Annotated in this window: 25 protein-coding genes; 16 read left to right on the plus strand and 9 right to left on the minus strand. The window is 67.9% G+C overall.

Annotation, left to right across the window (positions count from 1 at the left end):
• The first annotated feature begins 119 nt into the window (after positions 1–119).
• From AC3WON_RS28080 to AC3WON_RS28090, 3 genes are read left to right on the plus strand one after another with little or no spacing between them, the layout of a single operon-like run.
• The gene (locus AC3WON_RS28080; protein WP_492353221.1) at positions 120–1,073 is read left to right on the plus strand and encodes a hydroxymethylglutaryl-CoA lyase; all 954 of its coding nucleotides are present in this window, start codon (positions 120–122) and stop codon (positions 1,071–1,073) included.
• 19 nt (positions 1,074–1,092) lie between these two features.
• Complete coding sequence (locus AC3WON_RS28085) at positions 1,093–1,479, plus strand: VOC family protein (protein ID WP_035827066.1); 387 nt, start codon at positions 1,093–1,095, stop codon at positions 1,477–1,479.
• 38 nt (positions 1,480–1,517) lie between these two features.
• Complete coding sequence (locus tag AC3WON_RS28090) at positions 1,518–2,486, plus strand: Bug family tripartite tricarboxylate transporter substrate binding protein (RefSeq protein WP_492353222.1); 969 nt, start codon at positions 1,518–1,520, stop codon at positions 2,484–2,486.
• Between the two features lie 50 nt (positions 2,487–2,536).
• On the opposite strand, the gene AC3WON_RS28095 is transcribed toward AC3WON_RS28090, so the two are convergent.
• A complete protein-coding gene (locus AC3WON_RS28095; protein ID WP_492321058.1) occupies positions 2,537–3,691 on the minus strand; it encodes a glycerate kinase in 1,155 nt (384 codons plus the stop codon).
• A 31-nt stretch (positions 3,692–3,722) separates the two neighbouring features.
• Positions 3,723–4,679, minus strand: a complete 957-nt coding sequence (locus AC3WON_RS28100; RefSeq protein ID WP_492353223.1) for a D-2-hydroxyacid dehydrogenase — start codon at positions 4,677–4,679, stop codon at positions 3,723–3,725.
• A 353-nt stretch (positions 4,680–5,032) separates the two neighbouring features.
• On the opposite strand from AC3WON_RS28100, the gene AC3WON_RS28105 reads away from it, so the two are divergent.
• Positions 5,033–5,743, plus strand: coding sequence for a DUF899 domain-containing protein (locus tag AC3WON_RS28105; RefSeq protein WP_492321056.1), 711 nt, complete (start codon positions 5,033–5,035; stop codon positions 5,741–5,743).
• 20 nt (positions 5,744–5,763) lie between these two features.
• Here the strand turns inward: AC3WON_RS28105 and AC3WON_RS28110 are convergent, their stop codons facing one another.
• Positions 5,764–6,138: a VOC family protein gene (locus tag AC3WON_RS28110; protein ID WP_492321055.1), complete on the minus strand. Its 375-nt coding sequence runs from the start codon at positions 6,136–6,138 to the stop codon at positions 5,764–5,766.
• 291 nt (positions 6,139–6,429) lie between these two features.
• On the opposite strand from AC3WON_RS28110, the gene AC3WON_RS28115 reads away from it, so the two are divergent.
• Entirely contained in the window at positions 6,430–6,909 is a 480-nt protein-coding gene (locus AC3WON_RS28115; protein ID WP_492320726.1) for an SRPBCC domain-containing protein, read from the plus strand.
• Positions 6,910–6,944: 35 nt separating this feature from the next.
• Here the strand turns inward: AC3WON_RS28115 and AC3WON_RS28120 are convergent, their stop codons facing one another.
• Positions 6,945–7,844 (minus strand): LysR family transcriptional regulator, encoded by a 900-nt coding sequence (locus AC3WON_RS28120; RefSeq protein WP_436224008.1) that lies wholly within the window; start codon positions 7,842–7,844, stop codon positions 6,945–6,947.
• Between the two features lie 144 nt (positions 7,845–7,988).
• Here AC3WON_RS28120 and AC3WON_RS28125 point away from each other — a divergent pair, with 144 nt between their 5' ends.
• Positions 7,989–9,026 carry a tripartite tricarboxylate transporter substrate binding protein gene (locus AC3WON_RS28125; RefSeq protein WP_492320725.1) on the plus strand — a complete coding sequence of 346 codons (1,038 nt, stop codon included), beginning with the start codon at positions 7,989–7,991 and terminating at the stop codon, positions 9,024–9,026.
• A 42-nt stretch (positions 9,027–9,068) separates the two neighbouring features.
• Positions 9,069–10,244, plus strand: coding sequence for a M20 aminoacylase family protein (locus tag AC3WON_RS28130; protein WP_058697811.1), 1,176 nt, complete (start codon positions 9,069–9,071; stop codon positions 10,242–10,244).
• 73 nt (positions 10,245–10,317) lie between these two features.
• On the opposite strand, the gene AC3WON_RS28135 is transcribed toward AC3WON_RS28130, so the two are convergent.
• The 5 genes from AC3WON_RS28135 to AC3WON_RS28155 form a co-directional block, all read right to left on the minus strand.
• Positions 10,318–10,554 carry a hypothetical protein gene (locus AC3WON_RS28135; protein ID WP_492320724.1) on the minus strand — a complete coding sequence of 79 codons (237 nt, stop codon included), beginning with the start codon at positions 10,552–10,554 and terminating at the stop codon, positions 10,318–10,320.
• A gap of 86 nt (positions 10,555–10,640) precedes the next feature.
• Entirely contained in the window at positions 10,641–11,294 is a 654-nt protein-coding gene (locus AC3WON_RS28140; protein ID WP_492320723.1) for a TetR/AcrR family transcriptional regulator, read from the minus strand.
• 13 nt (positions 11,295–11,307) lie between these two features.
• Complete coding sequence (locus tag AC3WON_RS28145) at positions 11,308–11,685, minus strand: nuclear transport factor 2 family protein (RefSeq protein ID WP_492320722.1); 378 nt, start codon at positions 11,683–11,685, stop codon at positions 11,308–11,310.
• Between the two features lie 24 nt (positions 11,686–11,709).
• Positions 11,710–12,495: an SDR family NAD(P)-dependent oxidoreductase gene (locus AC3WON_RS28150; protein ID WP_492320721.1), complete on the minus strand. Its 786-nt coding sequence runs from the start codon at positions 12,493–12,495 to the stop codon at positions 11,710–11,712.
• A 39-nt stretch (positions 12,496–12,534) separates the two neighbouring features.
• A complete protein-coding gene (locus AC3WON_RS28155; protein WP_492320720.1) occupies positions 12,535–13,407 on the minus strand; it encodes an alpha/beta fold hydrolase in 873 nt (290 codons plus the stop codon).
• Positions 13,408–13,685: 278 nt separating this feature from the next.
• Between AC3WON_RS28155 and AC3WON_RS28160 the strand changes: the two genes are divergently transcribed.
• The 9 genes from AC3WON_RS28160 (at position 13,686) to AC3WON_RS28200 (ending at position 22,753) form a co-directional block, all read left to right on the plus strand.
• The gene (locus AC3WON_RS28160; RefSeq protein WP_492353224.1) at positions 13,686–14,330 is read left to right on the plus strand and encodes an SDR family oxidoreductase; all 645 of its coding nucleotides are present in this window, start codon (positions 13,686–13,688) and stop codon (positions 14,328–14,330) included.
• 137 nt (positions 14,331–14,467) lie between these two features.
• Positions 14,468–16,030: a DUF1302 domain-containing protein gene (locus AC3WON_RS28165; RefSeq protein ID WP_492320718.1), complete on the plus strand. Its 1,563-nt coding sequence runs from the start codon at positions 14,468–14,470 to the stop codon at positions 16,028–16,030.
• A 68-nt stretch (positions 16,031–16,098) separates the two neighbouring features.
• The gene (dmpE, locus tag AC3WON_RS28170) at positions 16,099–16,881 is read left to right on the plus strand and encodes a 2-oxopent-4-enoate hydratase (RefSeq protein ID WP_492320717.1); all 783 of its coding nucleotides are present in this window, start codon (positions 16,099–16,101) and stop codon (positions 16,879–16,881) included.
• Positions 16,882–16,926: 45 nt separating this feature from the next.
• The gene (locus AC3WON_RS28175) at positions 16,927–17,835 is read left to right on the plus strand and encodes an acetaldehyde dehydrogenase (acetylating) (RefSeq protein ID WP_492353225.1); all 909 of its coding nucleotides are present in this window, start codon (positions 16,927–16,929) and stop codon (positions 17,833–17,835) included.
• Positions 17,836–17,845: 10 nt separating this feature from the next.
• The gene (dmpG, locus tag AC3WON_RS28180; RefSeq protein WP_035823796.1) at positions 17,846–18,871 is read left to right on the plus strand and encodes a 4-hydroxy-2-oxovalerate aldolase; all 1,026 of its coding nucleotides are present in this window, start codon (positions 17,846–17,848) and stop codon (positions 18,869–18,871) included.
• Positions 18,872–18,963: 92 nt separating this feature from the next.
• A complete protein-coding gene (gene surE / locus AC3WON_RS28185) occupies positions 18,964–19,956 on the plus strand; it encodes a 5'/3'-nucleotidase SurE (protein WP_492353226.1) in 993 nt (330 codons plus the stop codon).
• Between the two features lie 11 nt (positions 19,957–19,967).
• The gene (locus AC3WON_RS28190; RefSeq protein ID WP_492320714.1) at positions 19,968–20,630 is read left to right on the plus strand and encodes a hypothetical protein; all 663 of its coding nucleotides are present in this window, start codon (positions 19,968–19,970) and stop codon (positions 20,628–20,630) included.
• 357 nt (positions 20,631–20,987) lie between these two features.
• Complete coding sequence (gene bcsZ, locus AC3WON_RS28195; protein ID WP_492320713.1) at positions 20,988–22,175, plus strand: cellulose synthase complex periplasmic endoglucanase BcsZ; 1,188 nt, start codon at positions 20,988–20,990, stop codon at positions 22,173–22,175.
• 167 nt (positions 22,176–22,342) lie between these two features.
• Positions 22,343–22,753, plus strand: a complete 411-nt coding sequence (locus tag AC3WON_RS28200; protein WP_035823786.1) for a hypothetical protein — start codon at positions 22,343–22,345, stop codon at positions 22,751–22,753.
• The last annotated feature ends 85 nt before the right edge of the window (positions 22,754–22,838 follow it).

Consider the following 22,838-nt stretch of genomic DNA (forward strand, 5'->3'; position numbering starts at 1 on the left):
GCCCAACCCCGCCCCCGCGCTTGGCCAGCATACCGACGCGGTGCTGGAAGGCCTTGGCATCGGCACGGCGCAGCGCGAGGCATGGCGCGTGGCAGGGATTATCTGACAAGGAGACCGGCATGACTGCCAGGAAGGTTTACATACATGAAGTCGCCACGCGAGACGGCTTCCAGAACGAGGCCCGCTTTGTCGAGACCGATGACAAGGTTGCCCTGATCGACGCGCTGAGCGCGTGCGGCTACGCCAGGATCGAGGTGACTTCCTTCACCTCGCCCAAGGCGATCCCGGCGCTGCGCGACGCGGAAGCGGTGATGCATCGCATCGCGCGGCGCCCGGGTGTGGTCTACACGGTGCTGGTGCCGAATGTGCGCGGCGCCGAGCGCGCGCTTTCCTGCCAGGTCGACGAGGTCAACCTGGTGATGTCGGTCAGCGAAAGCCACAACCGCACCAACCTGCGCATGTCGCGCGAGCAATCGTTTGCCCAGCTTGCCGACGTCATCCGCGTGGTGAGGGAGACGCCGACCGCGATCAACATCTCGCTGTCGACCGCGATGGGTTGCCCGATGGAAGGCGACGTGCCGCTGGAAGACGTGCTGGGCTGGATGCAGCGCTTCGCTGACCTGGGGGCTCACGGCGTGACGCTGTGCGACACCACTGGCATGGCGTTTCCGTCCCAGGTCGCCAGGCTGTGCGAAGCCGTGCGGCGGCAGTTCCCCAGCCTGGCGCTGACCCTGCATTTCCACAATACCCGGGGCCTGGCGCTGGCCAACACGCTCGCCGCGCTGGAGCAGGGCATCGACCGCTTCGACGCTTCGCTGGGCGGCCTCGGTGGTTGCCCGTATGCCCCGGGCGCGACCGGCAATGTCTGCACCGAAGAGCTCGTCCATATGCTTGAACTGGACGGCTATGACACCGGCGTCGACCTGGCAGCCATCCTGGATGCCGCCGCGCGCCTGCGGGGCCTGATCGGCCATGACGTCCCAAGCCAGCTGCTGAAGGCCGGCCGCCGCCTCGACCTGCATCCGATGCCGGCCGCCGACGCGATCCCCGAACAGCGGGCCTTCCAGCCCTGACATCTACCTGGAAACCATCATGTCCCTGATCGACCATCTTGACCATCTGGTGCTCACCTGTGTTGACCTCGAAGCCACGCGGCACTTCTACACCGAAGTCATGCAGATGCAGCCTGAAACCTTCGGCAACGGTCGCCTGGCCTTCCGCTTCGGCAACCAGAAGATCAACCTCCACCAGCGCGGCGCCGAGTTCGAGCCCAAGGCACACCTGCCCGTTCCCGGCGCACTCGATCTTTGCTTTATCGCTTCGGTCCCGCTCGACGACGTCATCGCCCATCTTCAGCGATGCCAGTGGCCGATTGTCGAAGGACCGGTGGCACGCACCGGCGCCACGCAGAAGATCCGCTCGGTCTACGTGCGCGATCCGGACCTGAACCTGATCGAGATATCAGAACTGGTCGACTGAAGGTCGGCCAACCCGACAAAACGACGGAGGAGACACCCATGAAACGCATGACGATCGCCGCGGCCGCCCTGGCGGCCCTGGCTGCGGCCGCCCCGGCCCACAGCACCAACGCCTATCCCACCAAGCCGGTCACCCTAGTGGTGCCCAGCGCACCGGCCGGATCCACCGATATCGTTGCCCGCCTGGTCGGCGAACAACTGCAGGCCGCGCTTGGCCAGCCCGTGGTGGTGGACAACAAGCCCGGCGCCAGCGGCAATATCGGCACCGAAGCCGTGGCGCGGGCGGCGCCGGACGGCTATACGCTGCTGCTCCAGTATTCCGGCTACCACGTCGGCAATCCGGCGCTGTTCCCGCAGATCCGCTGGAAGCCGTCCAGCTTCGTCCCGGTGGCGCTGGTCATGCGCGCGCCGCACGTCATCGCCGTCAGCGGCAAGCTGCCCGCGACATCGATAGCCGAACTGGTCGCCTACGGCAAAAGCAATGGCAAGGGCCTGTTCCATGCCTCGTCCGGCAATGGCTCGATCCAGCATATCGCCGGCGAGATGCTGGCGCGGCAGACCAAGGTGCCGATGACGCACGTACCGTACAAGGGCGCCGGGCCCGTGGTCACCGACCTGATCAGCGGGCAGGTCGACATGTTCATCACGACCCCGCCGAGCGTGATCGGGCATGTGCAGGCAGGCAAGATCAAGGCGCTTGCCTATGCCGGACCGAAGCGCCATCCCTCCATGCCCAATGTGCCGACCACCGCGGAGGCTGGGCTGCCAGGGTATGAGGTGGAATCCTGGTTTGCACTGTTTGCACCGGCGAATACACCGCCGGCCATCGTCGAGCGCTTGTCCCAGGAGGTGAAAAAGATCGTGGCCAGCGACACCTACAGGAAGAAGATCGAGGAACAAGGTGCCTTCGCTGCCTACATGGGGCCGCAGGAACTGGGCAAGTTCGTCGATCAGGAACTGGTGTCCTGGTCGCGTGTGGTCAAGACATCGAATATTCGCGCGGACTAAGTATCTTCGATGCGTGGAAGGTCTCCCCGGGGTGGGGAGACCCTTTTTTTCTATACGCCCAGGCGATTTTCCTGCCGGCCGGCGGCGACATACAGGCGCGCAAGCTGGCATGCAGCATCCTCAAGCAATGCCGCCGCATGCTCCATCGCAAAGCCGATCGATACCGGCCCCTGCTGAATCGAGATGCATCCGTCGAAGGCTTCGGCCAGTCCGGCATCGGGCTCGACGGCGCCAGAGAGCAGCGTCACCGGCACACCAGCCTGGCGCGCCATGCGCGCGATCATGGCAGGACCTTTCCCCATCATGGTCTGCGCATCGGACCGTCCCTCGCCGGTAATGACCCAATCGAAGGCGCCGAGCCCTGCACCGAGGCCGGCGGCACCCAGCACAAAGGCCGCGCCGGGAACGATCTCGGCGCCGAGCAGGCGCAACGCAAAGCCGATGCCGCCGGCGGCGCCGCTGCCTTGCGCATCGGCAACATCCAGCCCGACGACGGCCGCGCATCGCTTTGCGAACCGTTCCAGCCGGGCATCCGCAGCGGCCAGGTCTTGCACACCCTTCTGCGGGCCGAAGACAAAGGTCGCGCCGTTTGGCCCGCAGAGCGGATTGTTGACGTCGGACAGGCCCAGCAGCCGGACCCGGCCAAGCTGCGCAGGCTGCTGATACGTTGCGGCGCAGATCGCGTCCAGCGTATCCAGGGTTGGCCACAATGCGTTGCCCTGCGCATCGGTAAAGCGAAAGCCGGTTTCCGCCAGCAGGCCGGCACCTGCGTCATTGGTGGAAGATCCGCCCAGCCCGATCGCGATGGTATCGACACTGCGCTCAGCGAGCGCGCGGATGACATGGCCGATGCCCCTGGTCGTGCGTTGCCCCGGCGCCAGCAGGGCGTGCGGAAGGCCGACGATTTCAGCCACCTCGACGATCGCGAGCTCGCCAAACTCCTGCGTGCGGCCGCGGAAGTACCGCACCGGCTTTGGCACGCCATTGGCATCGGTGGCAACCACCGCTTCCCACACGCCCGCAAGCGTGGCCGCCAGGACTTCTGCGGTACCTTCGCCGCCATCGGCAATCGGTGCCACGGTGACATCCGCACCAGGCACCGCACGCCGGATGCCGGCGCGGATGCGATCCGCCACCTCGGTCGCACTGAGGCTGCCTTTGAACGAGTCAGGTGCAACCAGCACCTTGAGTCCTGCTGCTTTCATTGTCGGCACCATCCTTCGTCCGGCGGGCACGTCATGCGGCCACCACGTTCCTGGGCGCGCCTTGCGCGAAGGCACAGATATTGTCGATAAGCTGGTCGGCCAGGCCTTGCACGGCCTCGTCGCTGGCCCATGCAACGTGCGGGGTCAGGATGAAGTTCGGCGCATCCTTCAACTGATGGAACGGGTGTTCCGCGCCGGGCGGTTCCTGCGTCGCAACGTCGAAGCCTGCCCCCGCCACCTTTCCGGATTGCAGCGCTTCCACCAGCGCCGCTTCGTTGACCAGCCCGCCTCGGGCAGTGTTGATCAGCAACGGGCGCCGTTCCATCTTCAAGAACGCCGCGGTGTCGATCAGGTTGCGTGTCTGCGCCACCAGCGGGCAATGCAAGGTGATGATGTCGCTGCGGCGCAGCACCTCGTCGAAAGGCGTGTAGAGCGGGCCCATGCCCTCGCGTCCCTTGTGGGCCGCAAACAGCGGCTGCATGCCCAGCGCACTCGCCATCCTGGCCACCGACTGGCCGAGCACGCCGTCGCCGACGATGCCAAGCACCGACCCGTGCAAGTCCTTGATCGGGTAGTCGAAGAAGCAGAAGGATCCGGATTCCTGCCAGCGGCCGCGCCGGACCGCATCGTGGTAGGCGGCCAGGCTTCGCCGCAGCGCGAAGATCAGGGCAAAGGTATGTTCCGGCACCGTATGGACGGCATAGTTGCGGATATTGGAGACGACGATGCCGCGGGCGGCACAGGCTTGCAGGTCGACAACATCGGTGCCGGTCGCCGCAATGGCGATGAGCTTCAGGTTCGTTCCCTGCTCAAGCTGGCGGGCATCCAGCTTCACCTTGTTGGTGATGACCACGTCCGCGGCGGCGATGCGCGCGGCGACGTCCTCGTCAGCCGTTTCCCCGTAGAGTTCAAGCTCATGCGGGAACGGCAGCGCTCGCAGCGTGGTCTGCGGCGAGATGGTGGAACGGTCCAGGAATACGATCTTCATTGCATGACTTCCAGGTTTGCGGGCCGCCCGCGGCGTGCCGATGTGAGGCACGGCTCATCGCACTGGCGCGTAGGGACGGGCTGCGGTCGAGGGGCGGCAGGCATCTGCCGCATTGCTGCGCCACAGACATGATGAGGGGAAGGCGGGCCAGGCTGGAATCGCGGCTTTCTCCACCTTCCTTTCTCAAATGGAAAGGCAATGGCCACGCCACGGGCAGCATCGGGCCTGCATGGCGCGGAACATTTCGGCCCGGGCTGACACGAACTACGAGAGGGCCGCGGAAACGCCGACGCAGCGCGACGGCATCACATTCCCCGGCCATTCGCGGTATCTATCCTGGCAGGAGGACCGACATGAACACCACTGCAAGACTCATTCCCTCAACCGAGTTGGCGCAACAAAACCCCGTCCGGTTTCCCAATGAAAGCGCGGAGTACCGCAAGGCGCGCAATGCGCTGCTCGCGGAGGAAATCGAGCTGCGGCGCCACATCGAGCGCGTGGCCGAACAGCGCCGCGGCCTGCCCGCGGGCGGCGAGGTGACAAAGCGCTATACCTTCCAGGGAGAAGGCGGTCCGGTCACGCTGGCCGAACTGTTCGGCGACAAGGACACCCTGGTCATCTACAGCTATATGTTCGGACCGCAGCGGGAACAGCCTTGCCCCATGTGCACGTCGGTGATGGCGTCGTGGGATCACAAGGTTCCGGACATCGAGCAGCGCGTGGCGCTGGCGATGATCGCCCGCTCGCCCATCGAGCGCCTGGTCGCCGCCAAGAAGGCGCGGGGCTGGACCAAGCTGAAGGTCTACGCGGACGTCGACGGCGATTTCACCCGCGACTATGTCAGCCCCGAGGATGCCGACGTTCCGGGCTACTCGGTGTTTACGCGTCGGGACGGCAAGATCCGCCATTTCTGGAGCAGCGAGATGTATGCCCTCTCGGTCGACCCGGGTCAGGACCCGCGCGGTGCGCCGGACCTGGATCCGCTGTGGACCCTGCTGGACACCACGCCGGAAGGCCGGGGGGCGGATTGGTATCCGGAGCTGGAATACCCCGAGGGGAAATGATCGTCCCTCTGATGGCAGGGTCAGGCCTCGGGTTGGTGGCAAACCACTTCAATGTTGTGCCCGTCCGGACCAATGACGAACGCTGCGTAGTAGTTGGCGTGGTAGTGCGGCCGCAGGCCAGGCGCCCCATTGTCTTTGGCACCCGCCTCCAGGGCCGCGCGATGGAAAGCTTCGACTTGCCGGCGATTCTCGGCAGTGAACGCCAGGTGCAGATGCGCCGGCTTTTCCTCGGTCTGGAACAGGCACAATGAAGCCTTGCCCTTTGGGCATAGCTCGACACCGTACACCGGCGGCCCCTCCGAGGCAACCGCTACGCCGAGCGGTTCGAGTGCCTTGAGGAAGAACGCCTTGCTCGCTGCATAGTCGCTGACTCCGAATTTGACGTGGTCAAACATGGGTTCTCCTGAAGTGTGTGGGCCTGCGCGCGGCCCGACCCCAGAGTTTGACGATGAACCAAAAAAAATGCCAGCCATCCCGGATGGCCGGCACCAAGCTCACAGCAGTTGGAGACTGAGACCCCGCCGCGCGTCGCCGCCGCCGGACAGCGCGCTCGGGGCAAGCCTCAATCTGCCTGACCTCGACAACATCGCCTTCGTCCACCCGGACTCGTCCGTTCGGGGTATGCGAACCGCAGTCACACGGCTCTAGTGTGTCCCTTCCCAATGACTTTCATGAAGGAGGGGCCGATGGCCAAAGCAGAGAATCTCGTGACGTCGATCCAGGTGGAGATCGACGCGCCGGTAGCGCTGGTGTGGGAAGTGCTGACCGACTTTGCGCGCTACGCGGAATGGAATGCGTTCTGCCCTGGGCTGGAGACCACCGGCCGGCTCGGCGACATGGTGTACATGCAGGTGCGCATCCCCGGCACTGACCAGGTCATCCCGGTCAACGAGTACCTGGTGGCGTGGGAGCCGGAACGCCTGCTCTCGTGGGAGCAGCGCCCCACCGACGAGAACAAGGATGCCGCCCGGCGCGACCAGTACCTGGAAGCCATCGGGCCCGGGCGCACCCGCTACTTCACCACTGACCTGTTCCTTGGACTGAATGCGGAGACCATCATGCGCGAGCACGGTGCCTGGGTGAAACAGGGGTTCGACCAGGTGGCACGCGACGTCAAGGCGCGCGCGGAAGCGCTGAATGCGCAACGGCAGGCTGGCCTGCGCTGAGCGGTCATTGCCTGTACGCGCGGGCGGGAGCGCCGCTACTCCCGCATCCTCTCCGCCATGAATGCCCGCAGCATCTCCATTGCGGGCGTCTCGGTCCGTCCCTGCAAGGTGATCAGCGCGAACTGCGCGCTGGTGTGCAAGGGCGGCGTCAATGCCAGCTCCACCAGTTCCCCGCTTGCCATGGGCTCGCGCGCGGCGGCGATGATGCCGAGGAACACCGCATCGGTGATGCGGGCGGCTTCCACCAGGCTGGAGATCTCCTCGCAGCGCAGCGTGACCATCTGGTCGGGATGCGCGCGTGGCCCGAAGTGGGCGATCAGGATGCGCGCCACCTCGTCCGACAGGGGGCTGGAAGCGATCGGATAGGCCAGCAGATCGTCGAAGCTCACGCGGCGCAGCTTGCACAACGGATGGCCGCTGCGGCACATGAAGCCGGCGCGCAGGTCCGGCAGCCGCTCCACGCGCAGGTCGGGGCCCGGCACTAGCGAGCGCAGATCGATGACCACGCCGTCAAGCGCGCGGGCGCGTAGCTGCTGAAGCTGCAGATTGGTCGCGCCGCGCGAAATGGTCAGCCTGACCCTGGGATGGTGCCTGGCCATATGCACCAGCAACGGCGTCATCAGCATGGCGCCCGGCCCGGATCCCAGGCCGATGCGCAGCGTGCCCGCCTGGCCGGCCTGCAACGCCAGCGCGCTCTGCCTGAGCTCGCCAGCCTCGAAGGCGATGCGCCGTGCCCTTTCCAGCGCCAGCTGCCCGAACGGCGTCAGTTCGTTGCGCTTGCCGATGCGGTCTACCAGTGGCATGCCCAGCTCCGCTTCCAGGGCCTGGATGCTGCGGCTGAGTGCCGGCTGCGTCAGATGCAGCCGCGCGGCGGCCTGGCTGAACGAGCCGGTCTCCGCCAGCGCGATCAGGTGCTTGAGCTGAATCAGGTTCATCGCCGTCCTCGCATGCAATCTTGTAATGATAATGAGAAAAATGATGCATTGGACATCAGGTTGCCGCCTTCCTAACATGGCTGCCAGCCGTGCGTCCCGCCGGGGCAACAAGACAGACGCGGCATCCATGATCAGGAGACGACGATGACCCTCACACAATGCCTGCGCCGCCCGCTGACGAGGCTGACTGGCGGCCTGCTTGCCGCCGTGCTGGCCAGCCCGATCTGCGCCGGCGCGGCCGGCGCGACCGCAGCCGCGGGGGCGACCGGGGCGTCCTATCCCGCCAAGCCGATCGCACTGATGGTGCCCTATCCCGCCGGCGGCGCCTCCGACGCCATCGCCCGCGTGCTGAGCCAGCCCGTCGGCAAGCAGCTCGGCCAGACCGTGCTGGTGGAGAACCTGGGCGGCGTCAGCGGCGCCATCGGCGCGCAGAAGGTGCTGTCGGCGCCGGGCGACGGCTACTACCTGTTCCAGGGCTCTCCCAACGAAGTGATCCTGTCTCCGCTGGCCAATGCCGCGGTCAAGCTGCAGGCGGAGGACTTCCAGCTGGTGCAGCCGATTTCCACCGCGGTGCTGGCACTGATCGCACGCAAGGACCTGGAAGCCAACTCCGCGGACGAACTGATCGCCCTGGCGCGCAGCCGCAAGGACAAGCCGCTGTCTTACGGCAGCGTGGGAGTGGGCTCGCTGTACCACATCCTGGTCGAGCACATGCAGCAGCTCACCGGCACCAGGATGACCCACGTCCCTTACAAGGGCGCGGCGCCGCTGGTACAGGACCTCGGCGGCGGCCAGCTCGACTTCGCCATCGTGCCGTTCAACGCCGCGCTCGGCGCGATGGCCCAGCAGGGACGGCTGAAACTGCTGGCCACCGCGGGCGCCACCCGGGCGCCGCTGTTGCCCAATGTGCCCACCATCGGCGAAGGCAAGCTGCTGAAGAACTTCGCCTTCACGATCTGGACCGGCTTCATGGTGAAGAAGGGAACCCCGCCCGAGGTGGTGCAGCGCCTGAACCTGGCGCTCGGCAATGTCCTCAAGGATCCCGGCGTGCGCGCCGGGCTGGAAGCCCAGATGCAGACCGTGGCCACGCCGATGACGCTGCAGGAGGCGGCCCGCTTCTACGAAGGCGAGACGGCGCGCTACCGCGGCCTGGCCAAGGCCATCGGGCTGCAGCCGCAATGACGCAACGCCAATGCCATCGCATATAGAGAGGAGAGAAATCCCATGCACGCCATCCTGGAATCGCTGCGCTCCCGCGCGGACAAGTTCGTTGCGCTGCGCCGCGACATTCACCAGCATCCGGAACTTGGCTTCCAGGAGCACCGCACCAGCGACGCTGTGGCCGAGCGCCTCGCCCAATGGGGCTACGACGTGGAGCGCGGGCTGGGCGGCACCGGCGTGGTGGGCAGGCTGCGGCGCGGCAGCGGCACGCGCCGGCTCGGCCTGCGCGCCGACATGGACGCCCTGCCGATCGGCGAGGCGACCGGCCTGCCCTACTCCAGCAGCCATGCCGGCGTCATGCATGCCTGCGGGCACGATGGGCACACCGCCATGCTGCTTTGCGCCGCGGAATACCTGGCGCAGGAAGCGCAGTTCTCCGGCACGCTAAACCTGATTTTCCAGCCGGCCGAGGAAGGCATGGGCGGCGCCGTGCGCATGATCCAGGACGGGCTGTTCGAGAAGTATCCCTGCGACGCCGTCTTCGCCATGCACAATATGCCTGGCATCACGCAGGGACGGCTGGTGCTGCGCGACGGTCCCACCATGGCTTCGTCGGACTACGCCACCGTCACGGTCAGAGGCGTGGGCGGCCACGGCGCGCTGCCGCACCGGGCAGCCGATCCGCTGGTGGCCGCCGCCGGCATCGTGCTGGCCCTGCAGACCGTGGTCTCGCGCAACGTCGACCCGCTGCAGATGGCGGTGGTAACGGTCGGCGCCATGCATGCCGGCAAGGCCAACAACGTGATCCCGCAGGAAGCCACGCTGGAAATCAGCGTGCGGGCGCTCGACCGCGACGTGCGTGCCACCCTGGAGCGGCGCATCAAGGCCCTGGTGCAGGCCCAGGCGGAAAGCTACGGCGTGCGCGCCGAGATCGATTACCGGCAAGGCTATGCGGTGCTCGTCAACACTCCGGAAGAGACGGAATTCGCGCGCCAGACGGCGCTCGCCTTGCTTGGGCCGGACAAGGTCGTGCCGCAAGGCCCGGCGCTGCCCGGCAGCGAGGACTTCGCCTTCATGCTGGAGCGCTGCCCCGGCAGCTATCTGCTGATCGGCAACGGCGATGGAGACAGTGCAGGCGCCTGCATGGTGCACAACCCCGGCTACGACTTCAACGACGACAACGTCGCCATCGGCGCGGCCTATTGGGCGCTGCTGACGCAACGCTTCCTGATCGACTGAGGTCGCAGATCGCTATTTCGGCGATTAGGGACTGGCCCGTCGATCGACCTGCATAGGCAGGTCGATCGACAGGTCAATGCGGAGGTCTCTGGCTTAGCACCACCAACGCCGCGGTGCCGCGGCTGCGCACGCAGGCGTCGTTGCAGTGGTCTTGCGCCGCGTCGGCGGAGGCCGCGCTGACAGCGGGCATCTCGTCCTGGCTGCCATGCGCGGTGGCAAGGTCGCCGCCCACGGCAATCGCCCAGGCCGCGCCCATCGCGGCGCCGGCCCCGGCCAGGCCCGCCGCCCAACGAAATCCGAGCCGCTTCATGCTGTCTCCTCCGCACCCTTGCTGGGTTTCCATGCTTTTGAAAGCATCGTAGTCAGCGCCGGCCCGAAACGCTTCGTCCGAGCAGACTAAGGGGTATCCCGCAGCAGCGCCGGATCGAAAGTGGCGTCGGATCGACAGGAGGGGATGGTGGACAGGGACGGATGCTGCGGCACATCGGGCCCTTGATACAGCCCGGCCAGCGCCGCGGCACAGCCGGACAGGCCAGACGGCGCCAGGTGCATGGCGTGCGCGCTCAGCAGGCCCCACAGGTGCGCCACCAGCAGGCTGGCCAGGCCGGGGGCCGGCAGCAGGTCTGCAAAGGTCGCGCGCAGGGTCTCGACGCCCGCCAGCACGCGGGCGCGCAGCGGGCAAAGCTCGCAGTCGTCGCCGCACTTGTGCTGCAGCAGCGCCGCCAGCAGGCTGACATGGCGCGCCAGGTCATCGCCATGGAGCAAGGCGGCCAGCGCCTGCTCCAGCGCGCCTGGTCCGCTGCCGGCGCGGCCCTGCGCCAGCGGCGCGAGGCGGGCGGCGAAGTCGGCTTCGGCGCACGACAGCAGCGCGCCGAGCAGCTCGGTGCGGGAATGGAAATGCCCGTAGACCGCCCCGCGCGTCATGCCGATGGCGCGGGCCACATCGTCCACGGTGACGCAATGCAGGCCGCGGTGCCGGATCAGTTGCAGCGCGCTGGCCAGGATGCGCGTCCGCGTGACGGCGGCATCCTCGCGGGTGTGGCGGGCCATGGGCGCGGCGGGCCTACAGGAAATGCACGTCGTCCGGCCCCCAGTGGGCGCGCATGCTGCGGATGCGGCCGTCTGCGCCGAACGTCATGATGTCGGTCACGTCGATGCGGGCCGGCCGCCCTTCCAGACGCGCGTGCACGGCAAAGGTCAGCGCGGCGGCGTCGCCGTGCGAGCCGCGCGGCGGCGCCACCACCTCCAGGCGCGCGCCCAGCGCGGTGGTGTGCTGGTAGAAGGCCAGGATGGCCGGCTTGCCGGCGATCGGCTGCGCGCCGACCGGGTCTTCGACGGTGGCATCGTCGGCGTAGAGCGCGGCAACGCCCTGCGCGTCACCGGCATTGAAGCGCTCGGCATAGGCGAGCAGCGTGGCTTTCATTGCGGCGCTATCGGGCATGGGGATTCTCCTTGTCTGGTGGTTCTAGCGTGCGGTGTAGCCGCCGTCGATCACCAGCTCGGCGCCGGTGACATAGCGTCCGGCGTCGGACACCAGGTACAGGATGCCCGCGGCGATGTCGCGCGGCTGGCCCACCTTGCCCGCGGGGGTCTGCCCGCCCAGGTAGTCGAACAGCGCCTCGCCCTGCCCCGAGGCCTGGGCCACGTGCTCGAGCATCGGCGTGCGGATATAGCCGGGATGGATCGAGTTTGCGCGAATCCCCTTGCCGGCATAGAGCATGGCATCGGTCTTGGCCATCATCCGCACCGCGGCCTTGGATGCGTGATAAGGCGGCACGTCCGGCCCGCCGGCGATGCCGTACATCGACGACACGTTGACAATGGCGCCGCCGCCGGCGCGCTCCATGTGACCGATGGCGTGCTTGGTGCACAGGAAGGTGCCGGTCACGTTCACGGCCATGACCTGCTGCCATTGCTCCAGCGCGAGCTCATGGGTCGGCGCATTGGGCCCTTCGATGCCGGCGTTGTTCACCAGGATGCCGAGGCCGCCGAAGCGCGCCGCGATCTCCGCGAACACGCGCTTCACGTCGCTTTCGCTGGTGACGTCGAGCTTCCAGAACGCGGCCTCGCCGCCTTCGGCGCAGATCGCTTCCGCGGTGGCCTTGCCGTCGGCTTCCAGCACGTCTAGTACCGCGACCTTCGCGCCGGCCGCCGCCAGCACGCGGGCGGTTTCCGCGCCGATGCCGCGCGCGGCACCGGTGATGGCGGCAACCTTGCCGCGCAGGTCGAACAGGCTATACGGGTATTCCATGATGTCTCCTGGGTCTTCTTGTGTGGACGTGCGAGCCAATTATGCCGCCCCGCCCTGGGCGGTATCCGCCAGGAAGCCGAGACATTCACGGTTGAAATAAGCGGCGTGCTCGACCATCACCCAGTGGCCGCAGCGGTTGATCATGACGAAGCGCGCGTCGGCGCAGCCGGCCAGGAATTTGGTGGCGCCCGAGGCGGGATTGAACTGGTCTTCCGTGCCCCAGAAGCCAAGCACCGGGCAGCGGATCTCGCCCAGCCGCTCGGTCAGGTTGGGCACTTTCATGGTGGCCAGCACCTCGCGCGGCTGCTCGCGGCACACCGCCATGCGCTCTTCGACCAGCGCGTCGGTGACCAGGCTGGCGTCGTGCACCAGCAGTTGCAGCAGTTGCCGCATGGTGTCCGGGTTCATGTGGCCGCCGGTAAACAGCGACACCATGCGCTGGATGCCCTCCATCTGGAAATAGGTTTCCCGCTCCTCCACGCCGCCGGGCGCCATCATCACCAGGCGGCTGACATGCTCCGGGAAGTCCAGCGCGTACTTCAGCGCGATGGCGCCGCCAAGCGAATTGCCCACCAGCACGCAGCGCGGCAGCTCCAGTGCCAGCAACTGCTCACGCAGCGCGGCGACGAAGAAGTCCAGGGTGTACTCGACATCGTCCGGCTTGGACGACAGGCCATACCCCGGCAGGTCCACCACCACGGTGCGAAGGCCCGCCTCGGCGAAGGCCGGCGCGTTGTGGCGGAAGTTGCTGTGCCCGCTCGCGCCCGGCCCGCTGCCGTGGATAAACACCACCGGCTCGCCGCTGCCGGAGTCCAGGCAGTGCAGGCGCAGGCCCGTTGACGTGGTGACGAAGCGCCCGACCGGCAGGTTCGGGTGTGGGGACAAAGGCGTGTGCTGTGACGTAGCGGACATGAGGGCGTCTCCCGTGGTTTGCCCAGCATATTGCGCAGCGCCGCCAGCGCGGGCATCGTTCATTCGGACTACGATCCGGACGGCCACTTCTCCTACGATGGGCGCTCCATGCATCAAGGGGGACCCATGACAGGATTCGACTACACCGGCCAGACCGTGCTGGTCACGGGCGGCATGCGCGGCATCGGCCGCGCCATCAGCGAGGCCTTCCTGCGCGCCGGCGCGCCGGCGCGCAGGTCTTCGTATGCGGCCGCACCGCGCCCGCCGACGACAGCGAAGTGCCGGCCGCGGATGGCCGCAGCGCCCGCTTCATCCCGGCGGACATCCGCGACATCGAACAGGTCGATGCCATGCTGGCGCAGATCGCGCAGGCCAGCCCGACGCTCGACGTGGTCATCCACAACGCCGGCGGCTCGCCGTTCGCGCTGGTTGCGGAGGCCTCGCCACGGCTGCTGGAATCGGTGATCCGGCTCAACCTGGTAGCGCCGCTGCAGCTCGCGCAGCGCGCCAATGCACGCATGCAGCAACAGGCCGGCGGCGGCACGCAGCTGTTCGTCGGCAGCGTCAGCGCGCTGCGTCCTTCGCCCGGCACGGCGGCCTATGGCGCCGCCAAGGCCGGCATCCTCAATGCGGTGCGCACGCTCGCGGTGGAATGGGCGCCCAAGGTGCGCGTTGCCGCGGTCAGCCCGGGCGTGGTGCTGACCGAGACCTCGCAGCAGCAGCACTACGGCGACCCCGAGGCATTGCGCACCATGGCCGCGACGGTGCCGCTGGGCCGGCTCGCGCATCCGGACGACATCGCCGGCGCGTGCCTGTTCCTGGCATCGCCGCAGGCGTCGTACGTGTCGGGCGCCAATCTCGTGATCGATGGCGGCGGCGAGCGCCCGGCCTTTCTCGACGCGGCCTCGGTCAATCGCGGCTGAGCGGCCCGCCTGTAGGGAAACCGCCTAGTCCGTTCTGCCGATTTGTGCATGGCTGGCCCTCTCTACGCTTGCGACCAGGCGAGCGCCATTCGAAGTGCCAGGCAATGAACCAACACCGACACCACGGGGAGACCACCATGCACCATCCACAACTCGGCCCACTGAAACGCCGCAACCGGCTGCGGCCAATCGCTGCCGCGGCGGCACTGGCCGCGCTGCTTGCAACGCCAGCGAGGGCCGGCGACACCATCGACCTTGGCCACGACACCACGCTCGACTACAGCGTCACCGCCTCCTACGGCGCGGCGGTGCGCACCGGCCACCAGAGCAACACGCTGCTGAGCCCCGCCAACATCAACGGCGACGATGGCAACCGCAACTTCAAGCGCGGCGACATGATCGCCAACCGCGTCTCGCTGCTGGGCGAAGCGCATCTCAAGCACGACGTCTTCGGCGCGCTGGTGCGCGGCAGCGTGTTCCAGGACTGGGCCTACAGCGGCACCAACTCGAACAATGCGCCGTTCACGGTCAACCACAGCGGCCCGTTCAACCAGTTCACCAACTCGGCGCAGGACTATCACGAGCACCGCGCGCAACTGCTCGATGCCTATGTCTATGGCGCGGCGCCGATCGGCAGCACGCAGCTGAGCTTCAAGCTGGGCAACCAGGTGGTCGCCTGGGGCGAGAGCCTGTTCTTCGCCAATATCGCCGGCGCGCAAGGGCCTGCCGATGCCACCAAGGCTTTCGTGCCGGGCGCCGAGGTCAAGGACATCCTGCTGCCGGTGCCGCAGGCGTCGCTGCAGCTGCAGGTCACGCCGGCATTCAGCGTGATGGGCTATTACCAGTTCACCTACAAGCCGAACCAGATCTTCGCACCGGGCAGCTATTTCAGCTCCACCGACGTGGTCGGCCCGGGCGCGGAGTTCATCATCGGGCCCGGCTTCAACATCCCGCGCGGCCCGGATATCCGCCCCTCGGACTGGGGGCAATGGGGCGTGGGCGCGCGCTTCCGCGTATTTGACAGCACCGAGATCGGGCTGTACCAGCTGCGCTATCACGACAAGAACCCGAGCGTGGTCACCTCGCTCTTTCCCACGCTGCAGTACCAGCAGAAGTTCTACGGCGGCATCAACCTGACCGGCGCCAGCTTCTCCACGCAGGTGCTGGGCGCCAACGTCGCCGGTGAAGTCAGCTACAAGGACGGCGTGCCGATGCTGGTGGACGTGGCCGGCTCGCCCACCGCGACGCGCGGCAAGGCGCTGCAGGGCCAGCTCTCCGCGATCTACTCGGTGGGCCCGACCTTCCTGGCCGACTCGCAGACGCTGCTGGGCGAAGTCGCCTACCTGCACGTGCTGGACGTGGACCCGGTGATGGGCTTCAGCAAGCTGTCGAACACCCGCAACTCGGCGGCGTTCCAGGTGGGCTGGTCGTTGACCTACAACAATGTGTTCGATGGCTGGGACATGAGTGTGCCACTCACCTACGCTCAGCAGTTCAGCGGCCAGTCGGCGGTGGCCGGCGCCTTCGGCACGCTGATGGGCTATGGCGACAAGCGCGCCAGCGTGGGGCTGACCTTCAAGTACCTGAACAACCTGGAGCTCAGCCTGACCTACGCCGCGTTCATCGGCGGGCCCAACATCGCCAACCGTCCGCTGGCTGACCGCGACTACGTGGCCTTCAACGCCAAGTACTCGTTCTGACCTTTGTCCTGACCCGAACTGCCGCGGCGCGCTGCCGCCGCGGCAGCGCGGCCCGACCCTCCCCTGCCATGAACGCCGACCTGATCACCACGCTCAGCAATGAACTCCACCATGCGCTGGTCACGCGCGCGCCGGTGCCGCCGCTCAGCGGCCGCGGACTGGGGCTCGACGTCCACGCTGCCTATCGCATCCAGCAAGGCTTTATCGCCCACCGGCTGGCGGCCGGCGACCGCGTCACCGGCAAGAAGATCGGCGTGACCAGCGCGGCCGTGCAGCAGATGCTGGACGTGCACCAGCCAGACTTCGGCATCCTGCTGCAGAGCATGCAGTACGCCGCCGGGCAGCCCATCTCCACCGATACCCTGATCCAGCCGCGCGCCGAGGGCGAGATTGCCTTCTTCCTGCGGCGCGACCTGCGCGGCCCGGGCGTGACGCGCGCCGATGTGCTCGACGCCACCGAAGCGGTGGCGGCCTGCTTCGAGATCGTGGATTCGCGCATCCGGGACTGGCGCATCCGCATCGAGGACACCGTCGCCGACAACGCGTCTTGCGGCGTCTATGTGCTCGGCGCGGAACGCGTCAGCCCGCACGCGCTGGACCTGGGCGCATGCGCGATGACGCTTGAGAAAAACGGCGAGTGCGTGGCCACTGGGCTTGGCAGCGCCGCGCTGGGGCATCCCGCCGACGCGGTGGCGTGGCTGGCCAACACCCTGGGCAGCTTCGGCATTCCGCTGCTGGCCGGCGAGACCATCCTGTCGGGTTCGCTGGCGGCGCTGATTCCGGTGCAGGCGGGCGACCGGCTGTCCATGCATATCACCGGCATCGGCGGCTGCAGCGCCGTGTTCCGCTGACTTCCACGACTTTCCTGACTTCCTGACTTTGCCAAGCGAGACCCCATGAACAAGATCCGATGTGCCCTGATCGGGCCCGGCAATATCGGCACCGACCTGCTCTACAAGCTGCGCCGCAGCGACATCCTGGAACCGGTCTGGATGGTCGGCGTGGAGCCGTCATCCGAAGGCCTGGCGCGCGCGCGCGAGCTGGGGCTGAAGACCACCAGCGACGGCATCGACGGCCTGCTGCCGCACCTGGAGGCCGACGATATCCGCATCGCCTTCGATGCCACCTCCGCCTACGCCCACGCCGAGCACTCGGCCAAGCTGACCGCGCGCGGCGTGCGCGTGATCGACCTGACGCCGGCGGCGATCGGGCCGTTCTGCGTGCCGCCGGTCAACCTGGACGCCCATATCGGCAGCAACGAGATGAACGTCAACATGGTCACGTGCGGCGGGCAGGCCACCATCCCCATGGTGTATGCGGTTTCGCGCGTGCAGCCGGTGGCCTATGGCGAGATCGTGGCAACGGTGTCGTCGCGCTCGGTCGGGCCCGGCACGCGCCGCAATATCGACGAGTTCACGCGCACCACGGCGGGCGCGATCGAAGCCGTGGGCGGCGCGCGCCAGGGCAAGGCCATCATCGTGATCAACCCGGCCGAGCCGCCGCTGATCATGCGCGACACCATCCACTGCCTGACCGACGATGCGCCCGACGTTGCCGCGATTACCGCCTCGGTGCACGACATGATTGCCGAAGTGCGCAAGTACGTGCCCGGCTACACGCTGAAGAACGGCCCCGTGTTCGACGGCAAGCGCGTGTCGATCTTCCTGGAGGTCGAGGGCCTGGGCGACTACCTGCCCAAGTATGCCGGCAACCTGGACATCATGACCGCCTCGGCGGCCCGCACCGCCGAGTGCATCGCCGCCGCCATGCGCGCCGGCAGCGCGCAAGAAACCGCCAACGCCTGAGGAGCCAGCCATGGTCCAACGCATCACCCTGCACGACATGACCCTGCGCGACGGCATGCACCCGAAGCGCCACCAGATCTCGCTGGAACAGATGAAAGGCATTGCCCGCGGGCTGGACGCCGCCGGCGTGCCGCTGATCGAGGTCACCCACGGCGATGGCCTGGGCGGCGCCTCGGTCAACTACGGCTTCCCCGCGCACAGCGACGAGGAATACCTGCGCGCGGTGCTGGGCGAACTGAAGCAGGCGCGCGTCTCCGCGCTGCTGCTGCCCGGCATCGGCACCGTCGACCACCTGCGCATGGCGCATGAGATCGGCGTGCATACCATCCGCGTCGCCACCCACTGCACCGAGGCCGATGTCTCGGAGCAGCATATCGGCATGGCGCGCAAGCTGGGCATGGATACCGTGGGCTTCCTGATGATGGCGCACATGGCACCGGTGCAGACGCTGGTGCAGCAGGCGCTGCTGATGGAAAGCTATGGTGCCAACTGCCTGTATATCACCGACTCGGCCGGGCACATGCTGCCGCACGACGTCACCGAGAAGCTGGGCGCCGTGCGGCAGGCGCTGCGCCCCGAGACCGAGCTGGGCTTCCACGGCCACCACAACCTTGCCATGGGCGTGGCCAATTCGCTCGCCGCGATCGCCTGCGGCGCCAGCCGCATCGACGCCGCCGCCGCCGGGCTGGGCGCCGGTGCCGGCAATACGCCGATGGAAGTGCTGGTGGCCGTGTGCGAGCGCATGGGCATCGAGACCGGCGTCGACGTCTACCGCATCGCCGACGTGGCCGAAGACCTGGTGGTGCCGATCATGGACCACCCCATCCGCATCGACCGCGACGCGCTCACGCTGGGCTATGCCGGCGTGTACTCGTCCTTCCTGCTGTTCGCCAAGCGCGCCGAGGCCAAGTACCGCATCCCCGCGCGCGAGATCCTGGTCGAGCTCGGCCGGCAGCGGCTGGTGGGCGGGCAGGAGGACATGATCGAGGATACGGCGATCACGCTGGCGCGCGAACGGGGCCTGCTGGTGCCGTGACGCTGTCGCCCCGGCTTCGATCAAGCCCGGCGGCGCCGCTGCGCGGCCGTGCATGGCTTTCATCACGCACCAGAGAATGGAGACAGGTTCCCATGCTTCGACTTCCCACCCGCCTGCGGCTCGCTGGCCTCGGTATCGCGGCCGCGGCACTCGCCGCCGCGGCCAGCCCCGCGCACGCGCTCAATATCCTGCTGACCAATGACGACGGCTGCGCCGCACCTGGCATCACCGCGGTCCGCAAGGCCCTGCAGGACGCCGGCCACCGCGTCATCACGGTCGGGCCGGCCAGCAACCAGAGCGGCTCGGGCGCTGCCTATGCCGTGCCCGACGGGCGCACCCGGCTGGTGGTCGATCCGCTCGCCGGCAGCGCCGACACCTTCTGCGTGCACCGGGTCAAGACCACCTTCGTCGCAGGCGGCGCGCTCAATGCCACCAACCCGGACTACCTGGGCAGCGGCTCGCCGGTTGACGCCACCGCCATGGGCCTGAAGATCGTCGGGCCGGAAAGCAGCTTCACGCCGGACCTGGTCGTCTCCGGGGCCAATTTCGGCGAGAACCTGTCGGACTCCATTCCGCACTCGGGCACGGTGATGAACGTGCTGTTCGCCGCGCGCCGCGGCGTGCCCGGCATCGCGCTGAGCGTTGGCGTGGACTTTACCGAAGCACGCACCGGCTTCGGCAGCACCGTGGCCGCGTTCCCCAAGGCCGGGGCCTTCCTGGCCCGCGTGATTGCCAGCCTGGAAGCCACGCGCGCAGCCGGCCAGCCATTGCTGCCGGTGGCCCACCCGCTGAGCATCAACTACCCGATCGCTGCCGGCGGAACCCCTGCCGGCGTGCGCCTGACCACGCCTGGCACGGTGGATTCCTTTACCACCGCCTACAAGCGCAATGCCGACAACACGGTATCGATCGACGTGGGCGCGCCGGAGACCGAAGCGGCAGCGCTGGCGCGGATCGCGGAGACGCCGGCCTTCCTGGCCAAGTTCATCACGATCTCGGCGCTTGACGTCGACTTCCGCCCGACGCCGCTGGCGCGCGGCCTGTTCAACCGCTCGCGCCGCGAGCTGGCCACCCTGGCACCTTAGGCGGAGCAACCATGGGCAAGGACCTTAGATCCTGGCGCCACCTCGTGCTCGCATGCGGGGTCGCGGCGGTCGCAGCATGCGGGGATGGCCATGCGCCGGAAGTGAGCGGCACGGCTGCCGTCGGCGCCGCGCTGGCAGGCGCCACCGTGCAGTTGCGCGATGCGCAAGGGCAAGTGCGCAACGCAACCACCGATGCCAAGGGCGCATTCCGCCTGGCCGAGGTGCCGGGCGGCGCGCTGATGGTGCGCTGCGAGGGCGGGCTTGCGCAGGGCGAGCCGAACCGCCTGCGGCTGCATGGCCTGGTGCTGGGCGGGCGCACCGTGAACTGCTCACCGCTGACCGAGCTGGCCTTGTGGAAGCTGTTTGGCGGGCCGCCGGAACAGGCGTTCGACAGTTTCGGGCAGGCGCGCGCCAGGGACCTGTCCGCCGACGCCATGGCCGAAGCGGAAGCCGCGGTGCTGGCCGCGCTGGCGGCAGGCGCCGGGGTCGATATCGACCCCGCTGCCTTACCCCGGCGCTGGCATGACACGCCGCTGGAGGCCGGCAATGCCAGCGATCCCCATGACGCCGCGCTGGATGCGCTGCGCGACGCGATTGCCGACCAGGCTTCCATGGGCTTCATGGGCGAGATGGTGGTGCGCGGCGTGTGCGCGGCCGACGGAACCTGCGGGTGAGGCGGTTGCCGCTGCGCCGCCAACAGGCAGCCTGAAGCGGCCGGTTTGCCAACCGCAAACGCCGCCCCCTTGCCAGGGGGCGGCGTTTCTGCTTTTTATATCACCCCTGAATCTTTTTTTTAGACCCGGAGGAAATGTGGCTCGCGCGGTGCTTTTCGGGCATATGGGCAAGTGGACCGGCCTGCCGTCGCTGCGCGTGACGGTGGCGCCGGTGTCCGCCATCGACGGCCATCTGGGTGCGGGTCTCGGCCTTCCCCGGCCTGATGGCGATCGCCGGGCTGATGGCGGGGCTGGTGGTGGCGCTGTCGCTGTTCTGGACGCCCGGCAAGCTGGCGGCACGGCGCAACGGGAGCTGACATGCGGCGCACGCTGACGGGCCTGACCCGATGGCTGCTCGCCGGTACGCTGGCCTGTGCCTCGCTGGCCGCCACGGCTGCCGGCGCCCCGGCCTGCAAGTGGGCGGACTGGGATGCCTTCAGGCGAACCCTGCTGAGCGCCGACGGCCGCGTGATCGATGCCAGCACCGAGAACCAGGCCACGGTGTCTGAAGGCCAGGCCTACGGCCTGTTCTTTGCCCTCGCGGCCAATGACCGCGCCAGCTTCGACAAGCTGCTTGCCTGGACCGAGAACAACCTCGCCCAGGGCGACCTGATCGCGCACCTGCCGGCCTGGATCTGGGGACGGCTGCCGCCGGAGCAGGCCAAATCGGCAGGCAAGGCCGCGGACAGCTGGGGCGTGATCGATGCCAACCCGGCCTCGGACGCCGACCTGTGGCTCGCCTACACCCTGCTGGAAGCCGGCCGGCTCTGGCAGGAGCGGCGCTTCACCGCGCTCGGCACGCTGATGGCCCGGCGCATCCTGCGCGAGGAAACGGCGGTGCTGCCGAGCCTGGGCCGCACCGTGTTGCCCGGCGCGCAGGGGTTCAAGCTGAGCGAGCGCCGCTGGCGCCTGAACCCAAGCTATGTGCCGATGCAGGTCATGCGCCGGCTGGCCACGCTGCTGCCCGATGAACCGGCCTGGCAGCAACTGGTGGCCAGTTCGGCCAGGCTGATGCTGGACACCGCACCGCGCGGCTTCGCGCCGGACTGGGTGGAATACGAGACCGGGCGTGGCTTCCTGCCCGATGCGCAAACGCACGCCGAAAGCGCCTACAACGCGATCCGCGTCTACCTGTGGGCCGGCATGCTGGCCAGCGACGAGCCCCAGCGCGCCGCGCTGCTGCGCACCTTCACACCGCTGGCGGACTACGTGGCGGCCAAGGGCTTCCCGCCCGAACGCGTCGATACGCAGACCGGCCAGCCCGGCCCCAACGCAGGCAACGGCGGTTTCTCCGCCGCGGTGGCGCCCTTCCTGGCCGCGCTCGGCCGCGCCGGCCAGGCCAGCGCGCAAGCGCGCCGCACGCGCGAACTGGCGCAGCGCGAGCCGCCCGGCTACTACACGCAGGTGCTGACGCTGTTCGGCCTGGGCTACCTCGACGGCCAGTTCCGCTTCGCGCGCGACGGCGCGCTCGTCCCCGCATGGAAGACCGGATGCCCCGCGCGCTGACGGCCACGTTCATGCCCGCGCTGTTTGGCGCGGCCGGCAGGCGCTAGCGAAGAAGGCGCACGGAGGCCGAGGCTGGCATGGCTATCAAGATAGCCAGCGAAGCGCCGTAATCGCTAGAATGCGCGTTAATGCGCAGCGGTGCGCGTTGGTCTGATCCCGGAGCCGGCATGGAACCCCTCTCTTTTGAATTCGTCACCGTTGAGGAAGCAAAGAAGGTGCTGGACGGCGCGCCGCCAGTGCACGCCGAGCCTGACTGGAGCGGCGTGCGGCGCCCGCCTTCGCCGGAAGATACCTTGCTTACAGACGTCGCCATACGGTGGCTGGCGTCGCTGCCGGCCGAAGCGCGCCCCGTGGAGCTATGCCGCCGCTATGCGCGCATCGGCAACCAATTGGCTGCGCTATCTGTCAACCCGGCGGCTTTGCATGCTTTCCTGGTTGAGCTGCTGATCGACAAGCGCGGTGGGAGGCAGGGGTTTCCGGATGGGATTGCGTTTGAGTTGTCGCGGTTGCATGAGTATGTGGTGCGACTATTGCCTGGGTTAGGGGGGGAGCAGGGGTGGCCTGAGTTGGTGGATTGAGGTGGGCTGGGGTTGTTGTATGCCATGCGGTAGCGTGGCGCCATACGGTCGCTTATCGTCCTTGGCAAGCGTGGCTGTTTCGCCG

This window comes from Cupriavidus sp. FW305-46 (genome assembly GCF_058787075.1).